At 73.5% G+C, this 23,061-nt stretch carries 22 protein-coding genes; 10 read left to right on the forward strand and 12 right to left on the reverse strand.

Going from position 1 to position 23,061, the window contains the following annotated elements:
* The first annotated feature begins 2 nt into the window (after positions 1–2).
* Complete coding sequence (locus O7628_RS28730) at positions 3–479, forward strand: acyl-CoA thioesterase (protein ID WP_074476331.1); 477 nt, start codon at positions 3–5, stop codon at positions 477–479.
* Positions 480–572: 93 nt separating this feature from the next.
* Positions 573–1,031 (forward strand): flavin reductase family protein, encoded by a 459-nt coding sequence (locus O7628_RS28735; RefSeq protein ID WP_176734953.1) that lies wholly within the window; start codon positions 573–575, stop codon positions 1,029–1,031.
* Between the two features lie 317 nt (positions 1,032–1,348).
* Here the strand turns inward: O7628_RS28735 and O7628_RS28740 are convergent, their stop codons facing one another.
* Positions 1,349–2,716: a cytochrome P450 gene (locus O7628_RS28740; protein WP_178065368.1), complete on the reverse strand. Its 1,368-nt coding sequence runs from the start codon at positions 2,714–2,716 to the stop codon at positions 1,349–1,351.
* Positions 2,713–3,699: a DUF1702 family protein gene (locus O7628_RS28745; protein ID WP_074476330.1), complete on the reverse strand. Its 987-nt coding sequence runs from the start codon at positions 3,697–3,699 to the stop codon at positions 2,713–2,715. The genes O7628_RS28740 and O7628_RS28745 overlap by 4 nt, the downstream gene beginning before the upstream one ends.
* A 234-nt stretch (positions 3,700–3,933) precedes the next feature.
* On the opposite strand from O7628_RS28745, the gene O7628_RS28750 reads away from it, so the two are divergent.
* On the forward strand, positions 3,934–5,025 hold the full coding sequence (locus tag O7628_RS28750) for an SDR family NAD(P)-dependent oxidoreductase (protein WP_278135366.1): 1,092 nt from the start codon (positions 3,934–3,936) through the stop codon (positions 5,023–5,025).
* Positions 5,022–5,723: a maleylpyruvate isomerase family mycothiol-dependent enzyme gene (locus tag O7628_RS28755; protein ID WP_278135369.1), complete on the forward strand. Its 702-nt coding sequence runs from the start codon at positions 5,022–5,024 to the stop codon at positions 5,721–5,723. Before O7628_RS28750 ends, O7628_RS28755 begins: the two co-directional genes overlap by 4 nt.
* A gap of 207 nt (positions 5,724–5,930) precedes the next feature.
* On the opposite strand, the gene O7628_RS28760 is transcribed toward O7628_RS28755, so the two are convergent.
* Both O7628_RS28760 and O7628_RS28765 read right to left on the reverse strand, forming a co-directional pair.
* Entirely contained in the window at positions 5,931–6,710 is a 780-nt protein-coding gene (locus tag O7628_RS28760; protein ID WP_221487292.1) for a helix-turn-helix transcriptional regulator, read from the reverse strand.
* Between the two features lie 452 nt (positions 6,711–7,162).
* On the reverse strand, positions 7,163–8,227 hold the full coding sequence (locus tag O7628_RS28765) for a carboxymuconolactone decarboxylase family protein (protein ID WP_278135370.1): 1,065 nt from the start codon (positions 8,225–8,227) through the stop codon (positions 7,163–7,165).
* 326 nt (positions 8,228–8,553) lie between these two features.
* Between O7628_RS28765 and O7628_RS28770 the strand changes: the two genes are divergently transcribed.
* The gene (locus tag O7628_RS28770) at positions 8,554–9,153 is read left to right on the forward strand and encodes a carboxymuconolactone decarboxylase family protein (protein ID WP_178065362.1); all 600 of its coding nucleotides are present in this window, start codon (positions 8,554–8,556) and stop codon (positions 9,151–9,153) included.
* A 25-nt stretch (positions 9,154–9,178) separates the two neighbouring features.
* Positions 9,179–10,054: an SDR family NAD(P)-dependent oxidoreductase gene (locus O7628_RS28775; protein WP_178065361.1), complete on the forward strand. Its 876-nt coding sequence runs from the start codon at positions 9,179–9,181 to the stop codon at positions 10,052–10,054.
* 79 nt (positions 10,055–10,133) lie between these two features.
* Here the strand turns inward: O7628_RS28775 and O7628_RS28780 are convergent, their stop codons facing one another.
* From O7628_RS28780 to O7628_RS28790, 3 genes are all read right to left on the reverse strand, one after another.
* The gene (locus O7628_RS28780; RefSeq protein ID WP_074476324.1) at positions 10,134–10,739 is read right to left on the reverse strand and encodes a copper resistance CopC family protein; all 606 of its coding nucleotides are present in this window, start codon (positions 10,737–10,739) and stop codon (positions 10,134–10,136) included.
* Entirely contained in the window at positions 10,729–11,322 is a 594-nt protein-coding gene (locus tag O7628_RS28785; protein ID WP_043969043.1) for a hypothetical protein, read from the reverse strand. Before O7628_RS28785 ends, O7628_RS28780 begins: the two co-directional genes overlap by 11 nt.
* A 170-nt stretch (positions 11,323–11,492) precedes the next feature.
* Positions 11,493–12,839 (reverse strand): carotenoid oxygenase family protein, encoded by a 1,347-nt coding sequence (locus tag O7628_RS28790; protein ID WP_278135375.1) that lies wholly within the window; start codon positions 12,837–12,839, stop codon positions 11,493–11,495.
* 96 nt (positions 12,840–12,935) lie between these two features.
* Here O7628_RS28790 and O7628_RS28795 point away from each other — a divergent pair, with 96 nt between their 5' ends.
* Together O7628_RS28795 and O7628_RS28800 are read left to right on the forward strand one after the other, a co-directional pair.
* On the forward strand, positions 12,936–13,586 hold the full coding sequence (locus O7628_RS28795) for a TetR-like C-terminal domain-containing protein (protein ID WP_074476322.1): 651 nt from the start codon (positions 12,936–12,938) through the stop codon (positions 13,584–13,586).
* 210 nt (positions 13,587–13,796) lie between these two features.
* Positions 13,797–15,335 carry a GMC family oxidoreductase N-terminal domain-containing protein gene (locus O7628_RS28800; protein ID WP_178065358.1) on the forward strand — a complete coding sequence of 513 codons (1,539 nt, stop codon included), beginning with the start codon at positions 13,797–13,799 and terminating at the stop codon, positions 15,333–15,335.
* A 626-nt stretch (positions 15,336–15,961) separates the two neighbouring features.
* Here the strand turns inward: O7628_RS28800 and O7628_RS28805 are convergent.
* The 4 genes from O7628_RS28805 to O7628_RS28820 all read right to left on the reverse strand — a co-directional run bounded on the left by O7628_RS28805 (position 15,962) and on the right by O7628_RS28820 (position 20,126).
* Positions 15,962–17,431: an MFS transporter gene (locus tag O7628_RS28805; RefSeq protein WP_278135378.1), complete on the reverse strand. Its 1,470-nt coding sequence runs from the start codon at positions 17,429–17,431 to the stop codon at positions 15,962–15,964.
* Between the two features lie 205 nt (positions 17,432–17,636).
* A complete protein-coding gene (locus O7628_RS28810; RefSeq protein WP_074476319.1) occupies positions 17,637–18,437 on the reverse strand; it encodes an SDR family oxidoreductase in 801 nt (266 codons plus the stop codon).
* A 112-nt stretch (positions 18,438–18,549) separates the two neighbouring features.
* Positions 18,550–19,791, reverse strand: coding sequence for a sigma-70 family RNA polymerase sigma factor (locus O7628_RS28815; RefSeq protein WP_347405223.1), 1,242 nt, complete (start codon positions 19,789–19,791; stop codon positions 18,550–18,552).
* A complete protein-coding gene (locus O7628_RS28820; protein ID WP_074476317.1) occupies positions 19,788–20,126 on the reverse strand; it encodes a YciI family protein in 339 nt (112 codons plus the stop codon). The genes O7628_RS28815 and O7628_RS28820 overlap by 4 nt, the downstream gene beginning before the upstream one ends.
* Positions 20,127–20,236: 110 nt before the next feature.
* Between O7628_RS28820 and O7628_RS28825 the strand changes: the two genes are divergently transcribed.
* Together O7628_RS28825 and O7628_RS28830 are read left to right on the forward strand one after the other, a co-directional pair.
* Positions 20,237–21,121 carry an alpha/beta hydrolase gene (locus tag O7628_RS28825; RefSeq protein ID WP_074476316.1) on the forward strand — a complete coding sequence of 295 codons (885 nt, stop codon included), beginning with the start codon at positions 20,237–20,239 and terminating at the stop codon, positions 21,119–21,121.
* 129 nt (positions 21,122–21,250) lie between these two features.
* Positions 21,251–22,120 (forward strand): helix-turn-helix transcriptional regulator, encoded by an 870-nt coding sequence (locus O7628_RS28830; RefSeq protein ID WP_347405224.1) that lies wholly within the window; start codon positions 21,251–21,253, stop codon positions 22,118–22,120.
* A gap of 141 nt (positions 22,121–22,261) precedes the next feature.
* Here O7628_RS28830 and O7628_RS28835 read toward each other — a convergent pair whose 3' ends face one another.
* Positions 22,262–23,011 (reverse strand): DUF899 domain-containing protein, encoded by a 750-nt coding sequence (locus O7628_RS28835; RefSeq protein ID WP_178065353.1) that lies wholly within the window; start codon positions 23,009–23,011, stop codon positions 22,262–22,264.
* Between the last annotated feature and the right edge of the window lie 50 nt (positions 23,012–23,061).

Consider the following 23,061-nt stretch of genomic DNA (forward strand, 5'->3'; position numbering starts at 1 on the left):
TCATGGAGTCCTACTACGAGTACCGGCACCTGGTCGGTTTCGAGGAGACCAACCTCGTCGGGAACGTCTACTACGTCAACTACATGCGCTGGCAGGGCCGGTGCCGGGAGATGTTCCTGCGGGACCAGGCACCGGAGGTCCTGGCGGACATCCGCGACGACCTGAAGCTGTTCACCCTCAAGTGCGAGTGCGAGTTCTTCACCGAGATCACCGCGTTCGACGAGCTGTCGATCCGGATGCGGCTGGAGGACCTCACCCAGACCCAGATCGGCTTCGCCTTCGACTACGTGCGGCTGCGCGACGGCTTCGAGGAGCTGGTGGCCCGGGGGCGGCAGCGGATCGCGTGCATGCGCGGCCCGAACACCGACACCCGGCCGACCCGGGTGCCGGACACGCTGCGGGCGGCGCTGTCGCGCTACGCGGTGACCCCCGCCGCGGGCGGCCAGCGCAAGGTCCTCGAAGGCGTCGGGGAGGGCTGAGCCGTGACCAGAGCGGACCAGCGGCCGACCGTCGGCGCGGTGAAAACGGCCCCGCCGGCGACGGCGGCCAACCACGCCGAGCTGCGGGCGGTGATGGGGATGTTCGCCACCGGCGTGACGGTGGTGACGTCGGGCCGGGACCTGCCGCACGGCATGACCGCGAACGCGTTCACCTCGGTGTCGCTGGACCCGGCGATGGTGCTGGTGTGCGTGAAGCGCAGCTCGGTCATGCACGACACCGTCCTGGCGCAGGGCTCCTTCGCGGTGTCGATCCTGGCCGCCGGCCAGGAGGGGCTGGCGCGTTACTTCGCCAGCTCCAGCCGGCCCCGCGACGAGCGGGAGTTCGAGACGGTGCCGTGCGAGGCGGGACCGCACACCGGGGCGCCGATCGTGTCCGGGAACGTGGCCTGGGTGGAGTGCAAGCTGGCGGCCGTGTACGACGGCGGCGACCACTCCATCTTCCTCGGCTCCGTGCTCGGCACCGGCCGGGGTGACAGCAGCGACGCGCTGCTGTTCCATGGCGGCCGGTTCTGCGAGGTGGGCAAGGGTTGACCGGGTCGGCCCGGCGCCGGCCGGGCCGACCACCCGACGGCCGGGCGGCCACGCATCCCGCGTGGTCGCCCGGCCGTCACCGTGTCGCCGGCCGCCGCTGCCGCCGTCGCTGTTGGTCGTCGCCGGCTGCGGTCGCCGGCACCGGGCGCGCTGCGGGGCGGCTCCACACAGGGGGCGGTAGGGCCCGGCGGAGGGGCGGTGCGCGCGACAGGGATGGGTTCCCGCCAGGGCTGGTGTCCGGCCGGGGCCCCTGGGCACACGGCGAGGCGCAACCGGGCGGGGAGCACCGGTTGCGCCAGGGTCGCCGGGCAGGCGGGTCAGGCCTCGTGGACGTGCATCGGCAGGCCGCCGCGGACCCGCAGGGTCAGCATCGGCTCCGGCACCACCGGGTAGCCGGGTTGCAGCGACAGCCGCAGCTGCCGGGTCACGCAGGCCAGGACGAACACCGCCTCCATCAGCCCGAGGTTGTTGCCGACGCAGAAGCGCGGGCCGGCGCCGAACGGGATGTAGGCGTACCGCGGCCGGTCGGCGCGCCGGTCCGGGTCGAACCGATCGGGGTCGAAGCGGTCCGGGTCGGGCCAGAACTCCGGGTGCCGGTGCAGGGTGTACGGGCAGAGCACCACGTCCGCGCCGGCCGGCACGTGCCAGCCGCCCACGACGTCGTCGCCCTGGGCGATGCGGGGCAGCAGCCACACCGGCGGATACAGCCGCATCACCTCGTCGACCACCATCGCGGTGTACCGCAGCCGGTGCAGGTCCTCGTACGTCGGATTGCGGTCGCCGAGCACCTCGACGGCCTCGGCGTGCATCCGCTCCCACACCTCGTGGTGTCGGTCGAGCAGGTAGAACGTCCAGGTCAGGGTGCTGGCGGTGGTCTCGTGCCCGGCCAGCAGCAGGGTGACCAGCTCGTCGCGCATCCGCTGCCGGGCCACCCGGGGGTCGGTCTCCCGGCTGGTCGACTCGATCAGCCGGGACACTACGTCGTCGCGGCCGGCGATCCCGCCGGGCTGCGCCCGCCGGTGCGCCACCAGCCGGTCCACGATCTCCTGGAGCTCGGCGCGGGCCCGGCGGAAGCGCCGTTGCCGGGGCAGCGGCACCCACGGCGGCACGGCGCCCAGCGACATCATCTCGAAGATCGCCTGGTCCTGCACCGCCTCGAACGCCGCGCCGATGCCGCCGAACTCGCCGAGGTCGGCGTCGAGCAGCGTACGGCCCAGCACGCCGAGGGTCAGCTCGGTCATCTCGTGGCGGATGTCGACGGGGCCGGCGCCGACGGCGCGTTGCAGCCGGGCGGCCATCCGCACCGACTCCTCGGCGACCGCGTCGGCCTGGCGGGCGATGCGGCGGGCCTGGAACACCGGCTGGATCACCTTGCGCTGCTTGGTCCACAGCTCGCCCTCGCTGGTGAGCAGGCCGTCGCCGAGGGTACGGCGGGCGTGCACCAGCCCGATGCCCTTGTGGTAGTTGCCCGGGTTCTCGGCCAGCACGTGCTTGGCGTGGTCGGGGTGGTTGAAGAACCACAGCGTCTTCGGCCCCAGCGGCAGCCGCACCGCGTCGCCGTGGCGGGCGGCGACCGCCCGCATGACGTCGAGACGGTTGCGGGCCATCCGCCCGAGCAGCACCGGGGCGGTCCAGGGCGAGGGGCCCGGCGGACGTACCCGGGCGGGGTCGGCGACCGCGGTCACGGCTGCACCCGGGCGGCGGCCCGGAACCGCGCGGCCACGGCCCGTCGCCACACCTCGTAGGCGGGCCGGCCCGAGGCGTCCGGGCCGGCGGGGATCAGCTCGTCGGTGACCCGGCCCGCGTCGGCGGCCGACGCCCGGCAGAACACCTGCGTGGCCAGCTCCGTGTGCGGCACCAGCAGCCCCGCCCGGATCCGGGCCTGCGCGGCGAACGCGCTGGCCTGGGCGACGAACGGGGCGTGCTCGCCGGCGCGGGCCAGGAACACCCGCAGCTCGTCGGCGGTGCACCCGCCCGCGTACGTCGCGGCGAGCCCGGCCCCGCTGTAGAGGTCCTCGTGCCGTGCCGCCGGGAACCGGTCGATCAGGTCGGCGGCGACGGTCGGGTCGCAGCCGGCGACGAACCAGGTGGCCCGGCCGATGCCCTGGTCGATGGCGCGGGCGGCGTACGCGGTGGGGCCCTCGGGCGGCCACGGGAAGTCGGTCACCGCGCGCTGGCCGTGCACGTACTCGGCGGTGCGGAAGTACGCCTGGTGGAAGCCGTAGCCGTCGTGCACGAGCCAGCGCAGCAGCGGGTCGGTGGCGGCGGCCAGGGCGCGTCGCCACAGCAGCTTCGGCAGCCGGGCCAGGGCCCAGCCGATCCCGACGTACGCCATGTAGACGTGCCGGTCGCCGGTGCCGGCGAGGAACTCGGCGCTGCGCCGGGGCGTGCCCGGGGTGAGCGCGTCGACCAGCGCGAAGCCCATGGCCGCGCCCTCGTAGGCGAACCCCTGGAAGCGGGTCGGCAGCGGGGCGAGGTCGGTGTCGACGTCGGTCACCCGGCGGGCGCCGGCGGCCGAGGAGAGTCCGGTCAGGAACGACGAGCCGACCGTCTCCAGGATGGTGCGTGACTCCGGGTTCTTGACGTGGAACCCCCGGGTGGAGACGAGGGTCTCCTTGACGTCGGGGGTGAGGACGCGGCGCCTGAGCGCGTAAATGGTGCCGGCCACCTGCTGCTCCCATTCATCGGAGGATCGACGATCCAACTGCCTCATCGTGCCGGCCGTTCGACGCCCGCAGCCACTTCCCGATTGCCCTCTGAGCTGCGGCGGAGCGGCCGGGACAACGGCACGCTGGGAGTAGTGCGCCGCTGCGGGGCGGGACACGATCGAGCCGCCCGCCACCTCGGCGGCGGCGTCGCGCCGCGCGGCACCGCGCCGGTCGCGGGCGGAGAGGAGCTCGCGATGTTGGTGCTCGTGACGGGCGGTACGGGCTTCGTCGGCGCGCACACGGTGGCGGCGCTCGTCGCCGCCGGGCACCGGGTGCGGGTGCTGGCCCGCGATCCGCGCCGGGTCGCCCCGGCCCTGACGCCGCTGTCGGTGCCGGACGACGCGGTGCAGGTCGTCGACGGCGACGTCGTCGACGAGACGGCGGTGGCCCGGGCGGTGCGCGGCGTGGACGCGCTGGTGCACGCCGCGTCGGTCTACTCGTTCGACAGCCGGTCGCACGAGGCGACCCGCCGGACCAACGCCCGCGGCACGCAGGTGGTGCTGGCGGCGGCCCGCCGCCTCGGGGTGGGTCGCTCGGTGCACGTGTCGACGTTCGGGGCGCTGGCGCCGTCCCCGGCCGGGACGGTGGGCCCGCAGTCGCCGCCGACCACCGCCGGGGAGACGTACCTGGCGAGCAAGGCCGCCGCGGAGCGGGTCGCCCGGGGCCACCAGGCGCACGGCGACCCGGTGGTGATCGCCTATCCGCCCGCCCTGCTCGGGCCGCACGACCCGAAGCTCGGCGACCAGAACGCCCGGCTGCGCAACGTGCTGCGCGGCCTGATGCCGATGTGGCCCACCGGCGGCTTCCCGGTCGGCGACGTCCGGGACACCGCCGGCCTGCTCGCGGAGCTGGCCACCGCGCCGGCCGAGGACGGCGGGCGGCACCTCGGGCCGGGCCGCTACCTGAGCACCCGCGACTACGTGCGGGCCGTCCGCGAGGCGACCGGCCGCCGGCTGCCCACGCTGTTCCTGCCGGCCCGGGCGATGCTGCCGTTCGCCTACGCCACCGACCTGGTGCAGCGGGTGTGGCCGTGGCACATCCCGGCCGAGTACGGGGCGTGCTACGTCTGCGCCACCGACGCCCGCCCGCAGGAGGCGGCCCGGTCGGCGGGGCCGGCGCCCCGGCCGATCGGGGAGACGCTCGTCGACACGGTGCGCTGGCTGCACCGCACGGGGCGGCTCACCGCCGGCCAGGCCGGTCTGGCCGGCGCACCCGTCGTTCCCGCCGCGCCCGCGGCGGGTCCCGTCGAAGCCGCGGCGCCGCCGCGCAGGGAGGCACGATCATGACCATCGTCGAACCGCACCCGTCGCCGTCCACCGGGGCCACCGCCGTCGCGGCCTACCGCCAGGTCCGGCGGGCCACCGCGGAGCTGCTCGCCGAGGCGCCGCCCGGGGCTGACGCGCGGCCGGTGGCACACTGTCCGGACTGGACGGTTCGGGAGCTCGTCGCGCACCTCGTGGAGGTCTGCGCGCGGGTGCACGGCCGGGTCACCGGCGCGGTCCCCGGCCCGACGCCCGACGGCGGGGTGCCGGAGCTGCTCGCCGAGTGGGAGCGGCTGAGCGGGCCGGTGGAGGAGTTCCTCGCCGGTCCGGGCTCGATGGACGGGCACATCCTGGTGATGGACGCCTTCACCCACGAGCTGGACCTGCGTCAGGCGCTGGGCGTCGCCCCGCCGGTCGACCACCCGGCGCTGCCGGTGGCATCCGGCGTCCTGCTCAAGGGGTTGTCCGCCTCGCTCGACGGGCACGGCCTGCCGCCGCTGGCGGTGCGGACCGAGCACGGCGACGCCGTGGCGGGAACGGGCGAGCCGACGGTGACCGTCGCCGGCCCGTGGCACGAGGTCTATCTGGCGCTGGCCGGTCGCCGCAGCGCGGCGCAGATCCGGTCGCTGCGGTGGAGCGCCGATCCGGGGCGCTGGCTGCCGGCGTTCACCTGGGGGCCGTTCCGGGTGCCGGAGTCGCCCGTCGCCGGTGCCGTGGGCTGAGCCGACGCACCGCTGTCGGCTGCCGGCCGGTGCCCCCGGGGCACCGGCCCGCCGCCTTCTTCCGTGGGGGATCGATCCGAGCGCGTCGCCGGGTCCCGTTCGGCGCGCGCCATCATCCCCCGGTGGCGGCCGCGCCGCCCGATCCCTGGCCCCGCCGCGCCGGGCCGCGGCCCGGGGTCCGGGGCCGCCACCGCCCGGGGGTGGCGGTCACGACTTGGCCCGGTGCAGCACCCGGGACGGCCGCGCGGTGCGCCGGTCGTTGCGGGCGAAGCCGCGCCGGTTGCGGGCCGCCGGGTCGGTGCTGTCCAGCTCGGGCAGCGCGATCAGGATGGGCAGGTCGAACACGCCGGTGTGGTGCAGCTCCAGGTCCACCGTGAGGTTGACGCCGGCGGCCACGGACAGCGCGTCGTACGCGCCGACGGCGAGGGGGCGGCGCATGGACGGGCGGGCCGCGATGTCACCGAGCGCGATCGCGGCGGCGCGCAGGTACCACTCGCCCTCCGGCACGTCGCGCAGCACGTACTCGCCGGAGGCCTCCAGGATGTCGCAGGAGGCCGGCAGGCCCTGCACGATGGGGCTGTCGAAGACGCCGACGTAGACCTTCACCGGCACGTCGACCGGGGGCAGGACGAGGCGTCCGGAGATGGTGGCCCGGCGGCGCGGGCCGGCCGTGCGGGTGCGGGAGAGCTGCGGGATGCCGTTCTCGGCGAGCCAGCGGTAGCGGGCCGGCGAGATGCCGACACTGCGGGTGAAGCGGCTGATGAAGGTGCCCAGGCTGTTGTAGCCGACGGCATAGGCGATGTCGGTGACGCTCATGTCGGTCTCGAGCAGCAGGTTCTTGGCCTTGTAGAGCCGGATCGCGGTCAGGAATCGGCCCGGCGAAGTGCCCGTCTTCGACCGGAACAACCGAGAGAAGTAAAAGCGGCTGAGAAAGGCCGAATCGGCCATTGCGTCGAGTGACAGGGGTTCGTGGTAACGATCCCACATGATCGAGATGGCTCTTTCGACGGCGTTGTGCACGGCCAATCACTCCATTCGGTGAACACGTTGGGGACACTCCGGCCATACCCGGCGCGACCGGCCCGGGTATGGTGCCGCCGGCCGCGGGATACCCCCCACGACCGGCGGCGTTGCCCTGCCCAGGGTCGCCACGACCTCGTCGTCGCTCCGTGACGGAACAGGTGTTCGATCACCCGACTTGAATTGTGGAGAAATGCCAGTCCACCGGCCTGTCGGGTGGCGCGAGTGCGGACCGAAACGTATCGGGCCGCGCTTACTGTGAGTGTCCTAAGTGGTCCGGATGGAGTAGGACGATACCATGCATGGAGATCAATCAATACGGGACTTTCGAATGTTCCCACGGCCGGCGAGGCGATTTAATCTGACAGACGCAGCGATTATCCGAATTGGTCGGCGATGCGAGCCCTGTCCATAGTTGATCACTGTGGCGCCGCGAGCCTGCCGCCCAGCCACCGGGCCGCGGCCATCGCCGACCAGGCGGAAACCTCCACCAGCGCCCGGTCGTCCACGCCCGCCAGCCGGCAGCCCCGCACGACCGTCGGGTCCACCTGGTAGGACGCGAAGGCGACCAGCAGGGCCAGCCGGGCGACGGGCCGCTGGGCTTCGGGAAGCCCCTCGACCAGACCCTCCACCCAGGACCGGCTGATCCCCCGCGGACCGCCGTGCCAGCCGACCAGGTTGGCCAGCACCAGGTCGCGCACCGCCTCGGGCACCGAGCGCCGGCCCGCCGCCTCGATCGCCGCGCTGGCCCGGCCGAACGCCTCCGCGATCGTCGGGCTGCCCGCCGCCCAGGACAGGTCCGCCGGCAGCGGCGCGGCCGGCAGCAGGTCCAGCGAGAGGCCGGGCCCGTGCGGCCGGCGCGACGCGCCCATCATCGCCCAGCCCAGCACCCGCAGCACCATGGGCAGCGCCAGCTCCGGCACCCCCGGCGGCAGCGGCACGTCACGCAGGAAGACGTTCACCACCCGGTTGAGGTAGTGCAGCAGCACCGCCACCCCGACCAGCTCCGGCGTCTGGGCGGCGGGGAACGGCGCCGGTGGCGGGTTCCCACCGACCGGCATCGCCCAGCCGACGAGCCCCTCCAGCTCCGCCGGGCCGCCGCCGGACCCCGGGTCGGGCCGGGCGCGGCCGTCCACGCCCACGCCGACCCCGGTGAGCAGGCCCAGCGCGTTGTTGTGGATGGTCGCGCAGTACGGGCAGGTGTTGCCCAGCGAGACCGAGGTGGCCACCGTCTCCTTGGCCGCCCGCGAGGCGGCCCCGGGCACGATCAACGTCTCCCGCATGAGCAGCCACGCCGCGGCCAGCACCTCCGGCGCCGGGGCGTGCAGGGCCATCGGTGGGGCCAGCACACCGAAGTCCCTTTCCACCTGCCTGTACACCTCGGCCACCAGGCCACTGGCCCGCCCCCGACGCACCGCGTCGACGTATCGGATCTGCGTCAAACCGAGCGAGCCCAGCACCGGTCGCAGAACACTTGCCGGCATCACGTACCTCATCCGTCTCTGTGAATTGAAAACAGGTTATCGGCGAAAAGTGCCTTCAGCCAGTAGGCAGTACGGCCCAGCCGCGCCGACGGTTCAACTGCGGGACAGTTCCCGCAGTAGGCAATCTGGGAGAGCACTCCAGCTGCGACGACGTGCCATCATGGGCCAGCGGAATCGCTGCCCGACCGTCTTCGCCAGCGTTTCCGTGTCGCCCCGCAGCCCCGTCGGAGATTGCTGCGGCCAGCGCCGACAGCGGCCCTACTTCGTCGTGGAACGCACCGTCGTTCGCCTGGCCCCAGATCGCCCGAGCAACGAGGAGATGGCTCATGGAAACGACGACGAGACAGCCGGGAATCAGAGTCCCGCTGATTGACGAGGATCAGGCCCAGGGCCGTACCGCCGAACTCTACGAGGAAATCAAGGCGGTCACCGGGCTCCCATTCGTGCCCGACATGTTCCGGCTCACCTCCACCAATCCGCGGCTGCTCGCGGTGGTGGTCGCCGGCTACGGCGGCATCTTCGGCGGGGACACCCTGCCCCGGCAGCTCAAGGAGCTGATCTCGGCCTGGACGTCCAAGCTGAACGGCTGCCCGTACTGCGTCGGGACGCACAGCTGGTTCCTCAGCCAGTTCGGCGGCAGCGACGAGCTGCTGGAGGCGGTGTCGGACGCCGACAGCGTCGAGGACCTGCCCGTCGACGAGCGCACCCTGCCGCTCATGCGGCTGGTGACCAAGGTGAGCACCGGCTCGTACAAGATCACCGACGCGGACTGGGAGCAGGCCGCCGCCGCCGGCTGGAGCGACGCCGAGATGCTGGAGGCGGTCTTCTGCGCCTGCCTGTTCGCGTTCATCAACCGGCTGGTCGACGCCACGGGGCTGGGCTCGTCGGTCGACCGCAGCCGCATCGCGCGGCTCGGCGACGAGTGACCCGCGGCCGGGAAGGGACGCCATCATGACCCAGTCACGCGCCATCCTGCTGACCGGCGCCTCGTCGGGCACCGGAATGTCCTCGGGCAGCGGCAAGGCCACCGCGCTGCGGCTGCACCGGGCCGGCTGGCCTGTCTACGCCACCGGACGCAACGTGGAGGCCCTGGCCGACCTGGCCGACGAGGGCATCACGGTGCTCTACCTCGACGTCAACGACGAGGAGTCGATGGCCGCCGCGGTCAAGCGGATCACCGACGAACACGGCGCGGTCGGCACGCTGATCAACAACGCCGCGTACAGCCTCAACGGCACCATCGGCGAGACCCCGATGGACGAGGTCCGCGCCCAGTTCGAGACGAACGTCTTCGGGCTGTGCCGGCTCACCCAGCTGGTCCTGCCCGGCATGCGGGAGCAGGGCGGCGGCCGGATCATCATGATGTCGTCGATCTTCGGCATGTTCGCCACCCCGGGCCGGGGCTACTACCAGGCCACCAAGCACGCGCTGGAGGCCATCAGCGACTCCCTGCGCCTGGAGGTCGCCCCGTTCGGCATCAAGGTGGTCGTGCTCCAGCCGGCACCCATCCTGGGCGGCTTCGTCCCCGACAGCGTCGCCGACCTGGGCATGGACTCGCACGACAACCCCGCGTTGTACCGGGACTTCTGGGAGCACTTCGTCGACTGGCACCAGGCGTACCGGCTCAGCGACAACCCGCCGCTGCGCGGCAAGATCGCCGTCCGCGCCGAGAACGTCGCCAAGGTCCTCGAGACGGCGGTCTCCACCCCGAACCCGCGCATCCGCTACCGGCTCGGCATGCCGCCGCGCCTGCTGCCGAAGATGCGGGCGATGATCGGTGAGCGCGGGTGGGAGAAGTTCGTCCGCGCGTTCTTCCCCATCCCCTGACCGCCCGCACGAGCGGCGCCGACGGATCTCGTCGGCGCCGCTGCGCGTTGCCCGGGGTGCCGTCACGTGCCCTCGCCCGTCAGGCCCGGGATTCGTCGATGCGCAGGGACCCCGCCCGCCCGCCGCGCGGGCGCAGCCACAGCAGGGCGACGACCACGGCCAGGACCGCGCCGTCGACGAACAGCAGGAAGGCGCTGAAGCCGTCGATGCCGTGCCCGTGCGCGTCGACCACCACGTTGGTGCTGGCCTGGCGCGCGGCGTCGTCGAGCGGGGCCGGCGCGACGCCGGTGCCCACGCTGAACCGGTACGCCCCGGTGCTGGTCGTGCCGTCGGCGAAGGTGACGTGGTAGGCGACCGTGTAGTCGCCGGCGGCGTCGACGCCCAGCGGCAGCCGCAGCCGGGTGGAGCCGACGCGGGTCGGCTCGGCGTCGGTGAGCCGCCCGCCGTCCGCGTCGAGCACCGCGACGTGCGACTGTCCCTCGTCGACCTCGGCGGCGAAGCCCAGGGTCACCTCGGCCGGCGCGGTGGTGAGCACCGCGCCGGCCGACGGTTCGGCGGTGACCGGGCCGTCGGCGGCCCGGGCCGCGCCGGGGGTGAGCGCGAGCAGCCCGACGACCGCCGCCGCCACGGCGGTGGCCGCCGCCCGGCGACGGCCGCCGGGCGGGCGGCTCAGCTCACGCGGCATGAGGCGCGAGGGACCGGCCGGCGACGCGGTGCCCGACGCAGCTGCACGTCATCAGCTCCTGCTCCTGCCGGTTCGGCCGCAGGTGCAGGTACATCGCGATCACCATGGGGATGAAGACCACGGAGTTGTAGAACAGGTGCAGCTCCACCCGCGGCAGCACGAGCTGGAGGATGCTGGTCGGCACCTTCTGGCCGAAGAACATGGTGCCGGACTGCACCTGCCACAGCAGCAGGAAGTGCTCGATGTGGTGCCAGAACTGGATGGCCAGCGCCACGGTCCACCAGGTGCGGGCGCGGCCGACGAAGCCCCGGCGCAGCGCGAAGAGGAAGACCAGCATCACGATGGCGTAGCCGTAGTGCAGCCACTCCGAGGAGACCAGCCACGGGTAGAACTGCCCGAGCACCCCCCGGGCCTTGGGCCGGGGCATGCCGAGCACCCAGATCTGGTACGCCTGCACCAGGTGCTCGGCCCAGTGCGCCAGCACGACGAAGAGGAAGACGTTGAGGGCGGCCCGGTGGTGGGCCCCGTTGAGCCGGCCGAGCAGCCCCGAGGACGGAGCGGCGGTGGAGAGGGGTTGGGACATCTTTTGCACCTTCCGTAAGGACGCGGGAGAGTGGAAACGCGGGAGAATCGCCGTACGGCCCGTGGCGGGCGAGACAGCGGCTGCCGCGAAGCTAACCGGCCGACCCGCGCCGCAGTTCCTCCAGATTGCCCAGGTGCTGTCGGAAACCCGTCCGTTCCGCGGGCCCCGAGTCAGGAGCCGATCCAGTTGGCGTGGAAGCCGCTGGGCACCCGGCCGGGCAGGTGCACGACGGCCACCGGCTCCCCGGTGAAGTCGCCGGCGTCGAGCACCACCAGATCGCTGCGGCCGGTACGCCCGTCGTGGACGTACGTCAGCAGCCAGCCGTCGTCCTCGGCCGAGAGCGGCCCGCGCGGGACGAAGACCGCCTCCCCCGCCTCCCGGTGCGGCCCGAAGTCGTGCACCGCCACCTCGCGGCGCAGCAGGTCGTGGCGCAGCAGCGCCGAGCCGCCCAGCACCCCCGCGCCGGACTGCATGGCCACCGTGTAGGCGTACCGGTGCCGCATCGTCTTGCGGCGCTCGTCGATGCGGGGAAACTCCTGGGGGATGTCGTCGAGCTGCTCGGCAGCGACGCTGCCCCGGGTCAGGTCCAGCGTCCAGCGCCACAGCGTCGGCGCGGACTCCCCCGGGGCGTGCAGGTCGCGGTCGAAGACCCGGTCGTGGCGCACCACGTCGACCACGCAGGTGTCGTCGACCTCGTAGGCGTTGACGGGGTGGAAGACGTAGCAGGGGTCGACGTCGAACCAGCGCACGTCGGCCCCGCGCCCCTCGCGGGGCAGCAGCCCGAGCCGCGCCGCGCGCCCGCGCTGCCACGCGTACGGGAAGCGGGAGCCCGCGCGGGCCAGCGTCGGCGAGAAGGTGACCGGCAGGTCGAACAGCACCGAGTGCCGGTCGGTCAGCGCCAGGGAGTGCATCAGCGGCGGCCCCGCGACCTCGACGCGCTCGCTGCGACGCACCCGCCCCTCGGGGGTCAGCACGAGATGCTCGACGTAGGGCAGCTCGTGGTAGTAGGCCACGGCGAACAGCTCGCCGGTGACCGGGTCGCACTCGGCGTGCGCGGCGAAGCCGTGCGGCAGGGTGGCGTCGAAGTCGATGCGGGCCACCGAGCCCAGCTCGTCGTCCAGCTCGACCGGCAGCACGCCGGCCTCGCCGAGGGCCAGGGTGCGCCCGCCGTGCCGGATGACGTTGGCGTTGGCGTTGTCGGACAGCCCGTGCCGCGGGCCGGGCAGGGCGAGCTCGCCCAGGGCGCGGGTGGTGCGGTCGGTGCGGATCCACCGGTTGCGGTACCACAGCGCGCGGCCGGAGCGCAGGCGCACGCCGTGCACCATGCCGTCGCCGACGAGGGCGTGGCCGGGCCGGTCGCCGCCCATCGGGTTCGGCCCGATGCGCACGAAGCAGCCGTCCAGCTCGGCGGGCAGCCGCCCGGTGACCGTCAGGTCGAGCTCCGTCGCCTCGGTGGCGACGGGGCGCCGGTTGTCGTTTCGGGAGAGGGTTCTGGGGGCGAGGGCGACGACGCTCATTGCGGCCTCCACGAGCTGGGGCGATCTTTTTGCGTATCGCGGTTACGTAACAGCGTTACTTCATTGAAGGTACGCCGGGCGTGAGATCATGTCAACGTGAGCCCGCGCCGAATCGACCCGACCCTGGCGACCGCCCTGCTGGAGGCGGCGGCCCGACTGCTCGCCGAGGAGGGCGCCGCCGGCCTCACCACGCGCCGCCTCGCCGCCGCCGTGGGCACCTCGACCACGGCCGTCTACACGCACTTCGGCGGCATGGACAACCTGGTCCGGGCGATGGTGCACGAGGGCTTCGCCCGCCTGCACCGGCGCATGTCGACCGTGCGGGCCACCTCCGACGCGGTCGCCGACGTGATGGCGCTCGGCTACGCCTACCGGGCCAACTCCCTCGACCACCCGCAGCTCTACCAGGTCATGTTCGGCAGCGCCGCGCTCGGCGGGTTCGCCCTGGCCGACGGCGACCGGCAGCACGGCAAGTACACGCTCCAGCCGCTGGTCGACGCGGTGGCCCGGGCCACCGAGCAGGGCCGGTTCCGCGCCGGGGATCCGCTGCTGGTCGCACAGAACATGTGGATCGCCCTGCACGGGCTGGTGAGCCTCGAGCTCGGCGGCTACCTGATCGACCCGTACGACGCCGACGTCTGCTTCGAGGCGCAGCTGCGCTCGCTGATGGCCGGCGCGGGCGACGACTACGAGGCGACCGCCGCCTCCCTGGCCCGGGCCCGCCGCCGGCGTTCCCCCCGCGCCTGACGGCGGCCCGGCGCGGCGGAGAGCACGCGGCGACGGCGCACGGCGATCCTGCGCACCACGATCGCGCACGGCAACGGCGGAGAAGCGACGCGCATCCCCCGGTGTGATGCTCAGGACGGGTCCCGAGCACGTCCGCAATGGAAGCGCATCCACACCTGTCCGCCCACGCGACAGGATCGCCCATCCCCCACGCACCGAAGGACGCCGATGATGCACGGAATCGATTATCTGGTGGTCGGATCCGGCTCCGCCGGAGCCGCGCTGGCCGCCCGGCTCAGTGAGGACCCCGCCCGCCGGGTGCTGCTGCTGGAGGCGGGCCCCGACTTCGCGACGGTGGCCGAGACCCCGACCGACCTGCTCGACGGCAGCGCCATGTCGATGGACCGCCACGACTGGCACTTCAAGGCCGAGATCACCGACCGCCGGCGGATCATCTTCCCGCGCGGGAAGGTCACCGGCGGCTCCTCCGCCGTCGGGGCGACCATCGCGCTGCGCGGCACGCCGAACAACTTCGACGAGTGGGCCGAGCTGGGCAACCCGGCCTGGGCCTGGGACGAGGTGCTGCCGTTCTACAAGCGGCTCGAGGACGACCAGGACTTCGACAACGAGTACCACGGCAAGGGCGGCCCCATCCCGATCCACCGGTTCACGCCCGACGAGATGACCCCGGTGCAGCACGTGTTCCGCGACGCCTGCGTCAAGGCCGGCTTCCCGGAGGTCGAGGACCACAACCACCCGGAGGCCACCGGCGTCGGCCCCATCCCGTCCAACCGCCAGGGCAGCCACCGGTTCTCCACCGCGATGGGATACCTGGCCGAGGCCCGGGGCCGGGAGAACCTGGAGATCCGCTCCGGGGTCCAGGTCAACCGGGTGCTGTTCACCGGCAACCGGGCGCGCGGCGTCGAGGTCGCCAAGCCCGGCGGCGGCACCGAGGTGATCGAGGCCGGCACCGTCGTGCTGGCCGCCGGCGCGGTCAACTCGCCCGCCATCCTCATGCGCTCGGGCATCGGCCCGGCCGGGGACCTGCGGCGGCTGGGCATCGACGTGCTGCTGGACCGGCCCGGGGTGGGCGCCGACCTGATCGACCACCCGCGTACCGGCGCGTTCATGGTGCCGCAGGAGGGGAGCTTCAGCCCCGAGGACCCGTTCCTGCAGACGATCCTGCGGACCACCGCGCCGGGGTCGACGGAGTTCAACGACCTCCAGTACTACATGATCAACCACTTCGACCTGACGCTCTTCCCGGAGCTGCAGATGCTGGCCGCCGCGAAGACGATCTTCGGGGTGATGGTCGTGCACCAGCGGCCCGAGTCCCGGGGACGGCTCACCCTCACCTCGGCCGACCCCACCGCCCCGCCGGACGTCGTGCTCAACTTCCTCGACACCGAGCGCGACATCCAGACCCTCGTCGCCGCCGTGCGCCAGTGCTGGCAGTTCATGCAGACGGCGGGCATCAACGACCAGGGGCAGCGGTTCGTGGTGCTCGGCGAGGACATGGTCGCCGACGACGAGCTGATGCGTCACTACGTCAGGCTCAGCCTCGACAGCGGCTACCACCCCGTCGGCACCGCCCGGATGGGCGCGGCCGGCGACGAGGGGGCGGTGGTCGACGAGCGGCTGCGCGTGCACGGCACCGAGGCCCTGTACGTCTGCGACGCCTCCGTCATGCCGTCGATCGTCAACTGCAACACCAACCTCACCTCCATCATGATCGGCGAGCGGCTCGCCGACTGGCTCCGGCAGTCCTGACCGGTCCCACCGGCACGGGCGTCCCGCGGTGCGAAACCCCGCGGGACGCCCGTCTCACTGTGGGCCTGGAGTCTCGGGGCCTGGGGTTTCGGGGCCTGAGGCATTCCAGGAGTCGGTACGGTGGCCGGCGGCGCGACGCGACGCCTGCCGCCTCCCGGCACACCCGCGTGACCGACTAGGGAGCTGAGTCAGCTACGACATCACGCCGGCCAGCGCGGTGGCCCGGGGCGGGCCGGTGCTGCTCGGCTCGTCGACAGGCACTGCGCCAGGCGGCGATGTCGTAGGTGACTCAGCTGCGTAGGTGCCGACAGGACCACCCGCTACCGGCGGGTTCCCCGCTCCTCAGGCCGGCACCGCCAAGCCGGCCGGCGCTGTCAACCGGAGGGCACCGCCAAGCCGGCTGGCGCTGTCAACCTGCCGGCACTGTCAACCGGAGGGCACCGCCCTCAGGCCGGCACTGTCAGCCGGCCGGGCCGGGCTCCGGCCGGGACACGCTGCCCGACGCCGCACGGGCCGCCCGCCAGACGGCAGACGGCCCGCGGGCCGACCATGCGGTGCACGGAGCGCCCAGGGGGGTGCGGACCGACGCTCCGTGCACCGCGGTCGGTAGGCGCGCTGGGGGGCGCCTAGACCGTGTTCTCGCTGACCTTGCGCGGCACCGGCACCGGCGCGGGCTGCTGCGCCTCGGCGGTGTCCACCGGCTCCTGCCGCTCGGCGGCCGACGACGACGGCCCGACCGGGATGCCCCGGTCCCGCAGGCCGATCCAGATCAGCGCCACCGACACCAGGATCACCACGATCTGCACCTGCATGGCGAAGTGGACGCCGTCCAGCACGTCCGTGCGGGCGGCCACGAGCGCGCCGAAGATCGGGATGCCGATGGTGACCGCGATCTGCTGGGCCAGGGTGGCCAGGCCGGTCGCCAGGCCCTGCTGCGAGTCGTCCAGGCCGGAGGTGGCGGTCACCGTGTAGGCGACGACGGCGGTGACGTGCCCGAAGTACATCAGGAACAGCGACGGCACGATCAGGGCCAGGCTCGGCGTGGTCGACGTGCCGGTCAGCAGCAGCGGGACGGTGGTCAGGCCCTGCGCCAGCAGGCCGACGGCGAGGACGTTGCGGTAGCCGTACCTGCCGATCATGCGGCCGGCGATGACGCCCGCGACGACGGCCACCAGGCCCGGCCCGCCGAACACCAGGCCGGTGGTGAACGGGGCCATCTTGAGCACGTCCTGCATGTAGAGGGTGAGGCCGAAGTTGACGCCGCTGGCCATCACGAAGGCGACGATGCCGCCGTAGTTGCCCCACTTGATGTTCGGCCGGTTGAGCAGGGTCAGCGACACCAGGGGCGCCTTGGCCTTCAGCTCGACGAACCAGAAGGCCGCGATGAGCACCGCGCCGACGACGAGGGCGATCCAGCTCTGCATGCTCACGCCGTAGACCAGGGCGAGCAGGCCGGCGGTGACCGTGACGGCGCCGGGCACGTCGAGCTTGACGCCGGCGGGACGGACGCTCTCCTTGATCACCAGGGGGGTCAGCACCATGATGGCGACCGCCACCGGCACGTTGATCCAGAACGCCCAGCGCCAGTCCAGGGCGCTGACCAGGCTGCCGCCGACCAGGGCCCCGACGGTGAAGCCACCGGAGAGCAGCGCGCCGTTGAGGCCGAGCACCCGGGCGCGGGCCCGCTCGTCGGAGACGGTGGTGATCAGCAGCGCCATCGCGGCCGGGATGGCGATCGCGTTGGCGAAGCCCTGGAGCACGCGGGCGCTGAGCAGCATCGCCGCGTTGTTCGCGAAGCCGCCGAGCAGTGAGGCCACGGTGAGCAGCGCGATGCCGGTCAGGAACAGCCGCCGGCGGCCGAACAGGTCGGCGACCCGGCCGAACAGGAGCGTGAAGCCGGCGGCGGGCAGCGCGTACGCGCTGGCCACCCACGGCAGGTCGGCCAGCGACAGGCCGACGCCCTCCCCCATCCGGGGCAGCGCCACGTTGAGGATCGAGAAGTCGACCGACAGCATGAACTGCGCGCCGAGCAGGACGAATAGGGCAAGTTTCTGCGCGGAGCTGAGCTGCTCCGACGTGCTCTGGTTCTCCGCCATGCCCACGAACCCTAGGTAGCCGCGGCCCGGCTACCCATCTCCCTGCCATGCGTACCACTGGCAGTGGCACCCTCGGCACCCGCCGTGCCGGTCCCGTTCCACGCTACCCGGTCGACGCGCTCTTCGAGCTTGCTCTATTTCCCGCCCGCCGTCGAGGGGGCGTGGGCTGCCCAGGGGGCGCGGCCCCCGGGCAGCCGACGGGCCGTCAGTCGACGAGCACTCCGCACCCGACGGTGGTGATCGAGCCGGTGAGGCCGCTGGACAGGTCCGAGGCGAGGTACACGGCGGTGCCGGCCACGTCCGCCAGGGTCACCGCCCGGCCCAGCAGCGGGTTCGGCATCCCCGGCTTGGCGGCGAGCATGTCCTCCAGGGTCGCCCCGTTCGCCTCGGCCGCGCGCCGCCACGTCTCGCGGACGTACGAGCCGTGCTGCACGCTCTCCGGGATCGCGTCGGGACGCAGGCAGACCACCCGCACCCCGAACGGGCCCACCTCGCCCGCCAGCTCCCGGGCCAGCGACTCGATGCCGGCGCACGCCACGCCGAAGCCGCCGGAGGGCATGGGCGCCCGCGCGGCGGACGTCGACAGCACCACGATGACGCCGCTGCGCTGCTCCACCATCCGCCGCGCCGCCGCCGCCGTGGTGAGGAACTGGGTGCGCACGAAGGTGTTCATCGGCAGCAGGAAGTCGTCCAGGTCCAGCTCGCGCAGCGGGACGCCCTGCACGTGGTCCAGGCCGACGGCGTTGAACGACACGTCGATGCTCCCGGCCCGCTCGGCGACCAGCTCCGCGTGGGCGTCGACCGCCTCCGGGTCGAGGGCGTCGACCTGGTGGGCGTACGCCCGGCCGCCGTCGGCGGCGATCTCCTTGGCGAGCATCTCGACCCGGTCGAAGTGGTGGCCGGCCAGGTAGAGCGTGGCGCCCTCGCGGGCGTAGGCACGCGACACGGCGCTGCCCAGCGCGCCGGCGGCGCCGTAGACGATCGCCGTCCTGTTCTCCAGCAGCATGTGTGATCCCCTCGTCGTGGGCGGGTCCGGCGACGCCGGACCGGTTCGTCAGACCGACGGGCGACCCTTCGGGAAATATACATTTGCCGCCGATTTGTTGTGCTTGATCCGCTCAGCTTCCGGTGACCTCCGCCAGGCGGCCCCGCAGGTACCGGCGCTCGACGTCGTTGCCGGCGAGCTCCAGCGCCCGCCGGTACGCCCCGGCCGCGTCGGCCCGCCGGTCCAGCCTCCGCAGCAGGTCGGCGCGGACGGCCGGGACGAGGTGGTGGCCGGCCAGCTCGCCGGAGCGCTCCACCCGCTCCAGCAGCTCCAGGCCCCGCTGCGGGCCGTCCGCCATGGCGACCGCCACCGCCTGGTTGAGCCGCACCACGGCCGACGGCGTCAGCTCGGCCAGCTCGGCGTAGAGCCCGGCGATCTGCGCCCAGTCGGTGCGCGCGGCGTCGGGGGCGCACGCGTGGCAGGCCGCGATCGCCGCCTGCACCTGGTAGGGGCCCGGCCGCCCGTGGCGCAGGGCCCGCTCCAGCAGCCGTGTCCCCTCGGCGATGCGGCTCCGGTCCCACCGCCGGCGGTCCTGCCGCTCCAGCGGCACCAGGTCGCCGTGCGCGTCGGTGCGGGCGTCGCGCCGGGCGTCGTGCAGCAGCAGCAGCGCGAGCAGCCCGAGGGTCTCCGGATCGTCGGGCAGCAGCCGGGCCAGCAGGTGGGCCAGCCGCACGGCCTCCGCGCACAGCCCGTGCCGCAGCAGCTCCGCGCCGGCCGTGGCCGCGTACCCCTCGGTGAACAGCAGGTACACCACCGCGCGCACCGCCGCGGCCCGGCCGGGCAGCTCGGCGGCCGGCGGCAGCTCGCCGCGCAGGCCGGCCTCGCGGACGCCGCGCCGGGCCCGCACCAGCCGCTGCGCGAGGGTGCCCGGCGGGACCAGCAGGGCACGGGCGATCTCCGCCGGGCCGAGGCCCACGACGGTACGCAGGGTCAGCGCGACCTGCGACGTCAGCGACAGCGCGGGATGGCAGCAGGTGAAGATCAGCCGGAGCTGGGCATCGCGGATCACCGGCGGCACGGGCGGCGCGTCCGCGTACGTCGGCAGGGTGACCGCGGCCTCGCGCAGCCGGACGGCGGCCATGTTCTCGTGCCGCAGCCGGTCGACGGCCCGGTTGCGCGCCACGGTCGTCAGCCAGGCCCCGGGCCGGCGGGGCACGCCCTCGCCGGGCCAGCGTTGCAGCGCGGCGGCGAACGCGTCCTGCACGCAGTCCTCGGCCAGGGCCCGGTCCCCGGTGAGGGCGACCAGCGTGCCGACGAGCTGGCCGTACTCCCGGCGGAACGCCGTGGCCACGGCGGCGTCGACCGGGAAGGTCACCGGGTCCAGACCGGCCGCACCTCGATGACGCCCAGCGCGGCGAACGGGTGCAGGGCGGCCAACTCCGTCGCCTCGTCGAGGTCGGCGCAGCGCAGCACGACGAACCCGCCCACCTGCTCCCGGGCCTCGGCGAACGGCCCGTCGCAGACCAGCGTGGCCCCGGCCCGGGAGCGCACCGTGCGGCCGGCGCGGCCGGGTCGCAGGCGCTGCCCGCCGGCGAACGCCCCGCGGCGGCGCACCTCGTCGAGCCAGGCCCGGTGCCGGGGGTCCCCGTCGATCTCCGCGGGGCTGAGCTCGCCGGCCTCGTCGTGATAGATCACCAGTGCGTACTCCACCGTCGCCCTCCCAGGTCCGCGCATTACAACGAGGCAGCACGCAGGAAGAAGCGGGCGGTGTGCGGCTCGGCCAGTCTTGGTGCAATCCATGCCCGCCGAGGAGGCATCCCATGCGTCAATCTCAGGTCACCGTCAACGGGGTCGACATCGCATACCGTGAACTGGGCGAGGGCCCCCTGGCCCTGCTGGTGCACGGCTTCCCGTTCACCCCCAACTCGTTCCGGCACCTGGTGCCGGTGCTGGTCGACGCCGGCTACCGGGTGGTGACGCCGTGGACCCGCGGCTTCGCCCCCAGCTCCGTCCCGCCGCCCGGCAGCGAGCACATCCGCGACATGGTGGGCGACGTCAACGCCCTGCACGAGGTGCTCGGCGGCGACGAGCGGGCGGTGCTGATCGGGCACGACTTCGGGGCCGCCGTCGCGTGGGCCGCGGCCGTGCAGGCGCCGGAGCGCTGGTCGCGGCTGGTCGCCTGCGACGTGCCGCCGTTCCAGTTCTTCGGCGAGTATCTGCTCGACCCCCGGGGCATCAACGTCCAGGCCCACTTCTGGTTCTTCCAGATGGCCGCCGCCGACGAGCTGGTCGCCGCCAACGACCTGGCCTTCCTGGAGTTCATGCTGCACAAGTACTCCCGCGACGGCTACGACGTCACGCAGGACCTGGCCGACATCCGGGCCGCCCTGGGCCGGCCGGAGAACCTGCACGCCGCCCTCGGCATGTACCGGACGAACTTCCCGCCGGCGACCTTCGGCACCCCGGACTGGGCGGCGGAGCAGGGCGCGCTGTGGGGCGCCCTGCCGACGCAGCCGACGCTGAACATCTTCGGCGTGCAGGACGTCGCCTTCGCGATGAACGAGGAGAAGCTCGCCCGGATCGTCGAGGCACTGCCGAAGGGGTCGGCCGGCGCGCTTGTCCCCGACTCGCGGCACGTCCCGCTCACCGAGCAGCCGGAGATCACCAACGCCCACATCCTGCGCTTCCTGGCCGAGACGGCCTGACCATCCGATCAGGACACTCGTCCGGCTCCGGCCGGGTCCGGCGGAGACCGCCCGCCCGGCCGGAAACCGTTGGTACTCCTACGGTGGGTACCACTGACAGTGTCATGCTCGTCGGCCATACTGAGTCGCATGAATCCGCTGGGCGAGTTCCTCCGATCGCGTCGCGGCGTCATCCGCCCGCAGGACGCCGGCCTGACCCGCTACGGCGAGCGCCGGCGGGTCTCCGGGCTGCGCCGCGAGGAGCTGGCCCAGCTCGCCGGGGTCAGCGTCTCCTACTACACCCGGCTGGAGCAGGGCCAGGCGCACAACGTGTCCGACGAGGTGCTCGACGCGGTCGCGCGCGCGTTGCAGCTCGACGGCGACGAGCGCGCCCACCTGTTCGTGCTGGCCCGCCCCGGCCGCTCGGCGGGCGACCGGGTCGCCCGGGCCCACACCACGCCGCCGGCCCTGCACCAGATGCTCGCGATGATGCCCGACGTGCCGGCGATGGTGCTCGGCGCCGCGACCGACGTGCACGCCTGGAACCCGCTGGGCCACGCACTGCTCGCCTGGCACCTCGACGAGCCGCCCAACATGAGCAGCTCGGTCTTCCTCGACCCGCGCATGCGCGAGCTGTACGCGGACTGGCCGGGCAAGGCCCGCTCCGTGGTGGCCTACCTGCGGATGGCCGTGGGGCGCTACCGGGGCGACCGCCGGGTCGTCGGGCTGGTCGAGGAGCTGCTGTCGCGCAGCCCGGAGTTCGCCGCCATGTGGGCCGAGCACCCGGTGAGCACCTGCGAGTCGATGACCTACGACATGGCGCACCCGGTGGTCGGGGCGCTGACGGTCAACCAGCACACGCTGCGGCTGGAGGAGACCCCCGACCTGATGCTGGTCACCTTCACCGTCGAGGCCGGCTCGCCGTCGGCGGCGGCCCTGCGGATGCTCGGCGGCATCCCCCGCCGCGCGTCCGCCGTGGCCCCGCCGCCCACGCCCCGGCACAGCGTCACCGTCACCTGAGCCGCCCGCCCGGGCGGAGCCGCCACGGACGCCCGCCGCCGCGCACACGGCGGCGGCCGGCTCCCGGAGGACGGCCCGCGCCGCCCGGCCGGGAACCGGCCGCCCCGACAGGTGGGGCGTCGCCGCCCCACCGCACCGGCGTCACTGCGTGCCGGCCTCCGCCGGCTGGGCGGCCGCGCCGTCCTGGCGCACCCGGAACTTGTTGACCCCGGTCCACCAGTTCTCGCCCGGGTTGGCGGCCTCGTCGGAGTCGTAGCGGTCGTGGTGACGCCACCAGTCCCACGGGTGGGCCAGCCCCTCCTCCTGCCGCCCCAGCGGGGTGACGTCGAGGTAGTTGTAGGTGTTGATGAACACCTCGCCGCCCCGGTCGAACACCGAGCTGGCGTGGTAGATCTTCTCGCCGTCGCGGATGAACGAGCTGACGGCCGGCAGCTCGCCCTTCTCCATCGAGACGTTGAAGTCGTAGTTGAAGTCGCTGCCGAACGACGAGACCCACGGGATGTGGCTCCAGCCCATCCGGGCCTTGAACTGCTCGATCTTCTCGATCGGCGCGCGGGCGATCATCACGAACGAGGTGTCCCGGGCGTGCATGTGCGACAGGTTGCCGACGTTGTCGGCCTGCATCGAGCAGCCGACGCAGCCCTCCTTCGCCTCCGGGGCGAACATGAAGTGCCGCACGATGAGCTGGCGGCGGCCCTGGAACAGGTCGAGCAGCGTCACCGGGCCCGACGGCGAGGCGAACACGTACTCCTTCTCCACCGGCACCACGGGCATGGCCCGGCGGGCGGCGCTGAGCTGGTCGCGCGCCCGGGTCAGCGCCTTCTCCTCCTCCAGGAGCTTCTCCCGGGCCGTGGTCCATTCCTCACGCGAGACGATCTGCGGAAAAGCCATCGTTCCTCCCTCGACGGTCGCCGCCGGGCCTGGGAAAGGCCGGGCGACAC

The organism is Micromonospora sp. WMMD956 (genome assembly GCF_029626125.1).
GTDB classification, from domain to species: domain Bacteria; phylum Actinomycetota; class Actinomycetes; order Mycobacteriales; family Micromonosporaceae; genus Micromonospora; species Micromonospora carbonacea.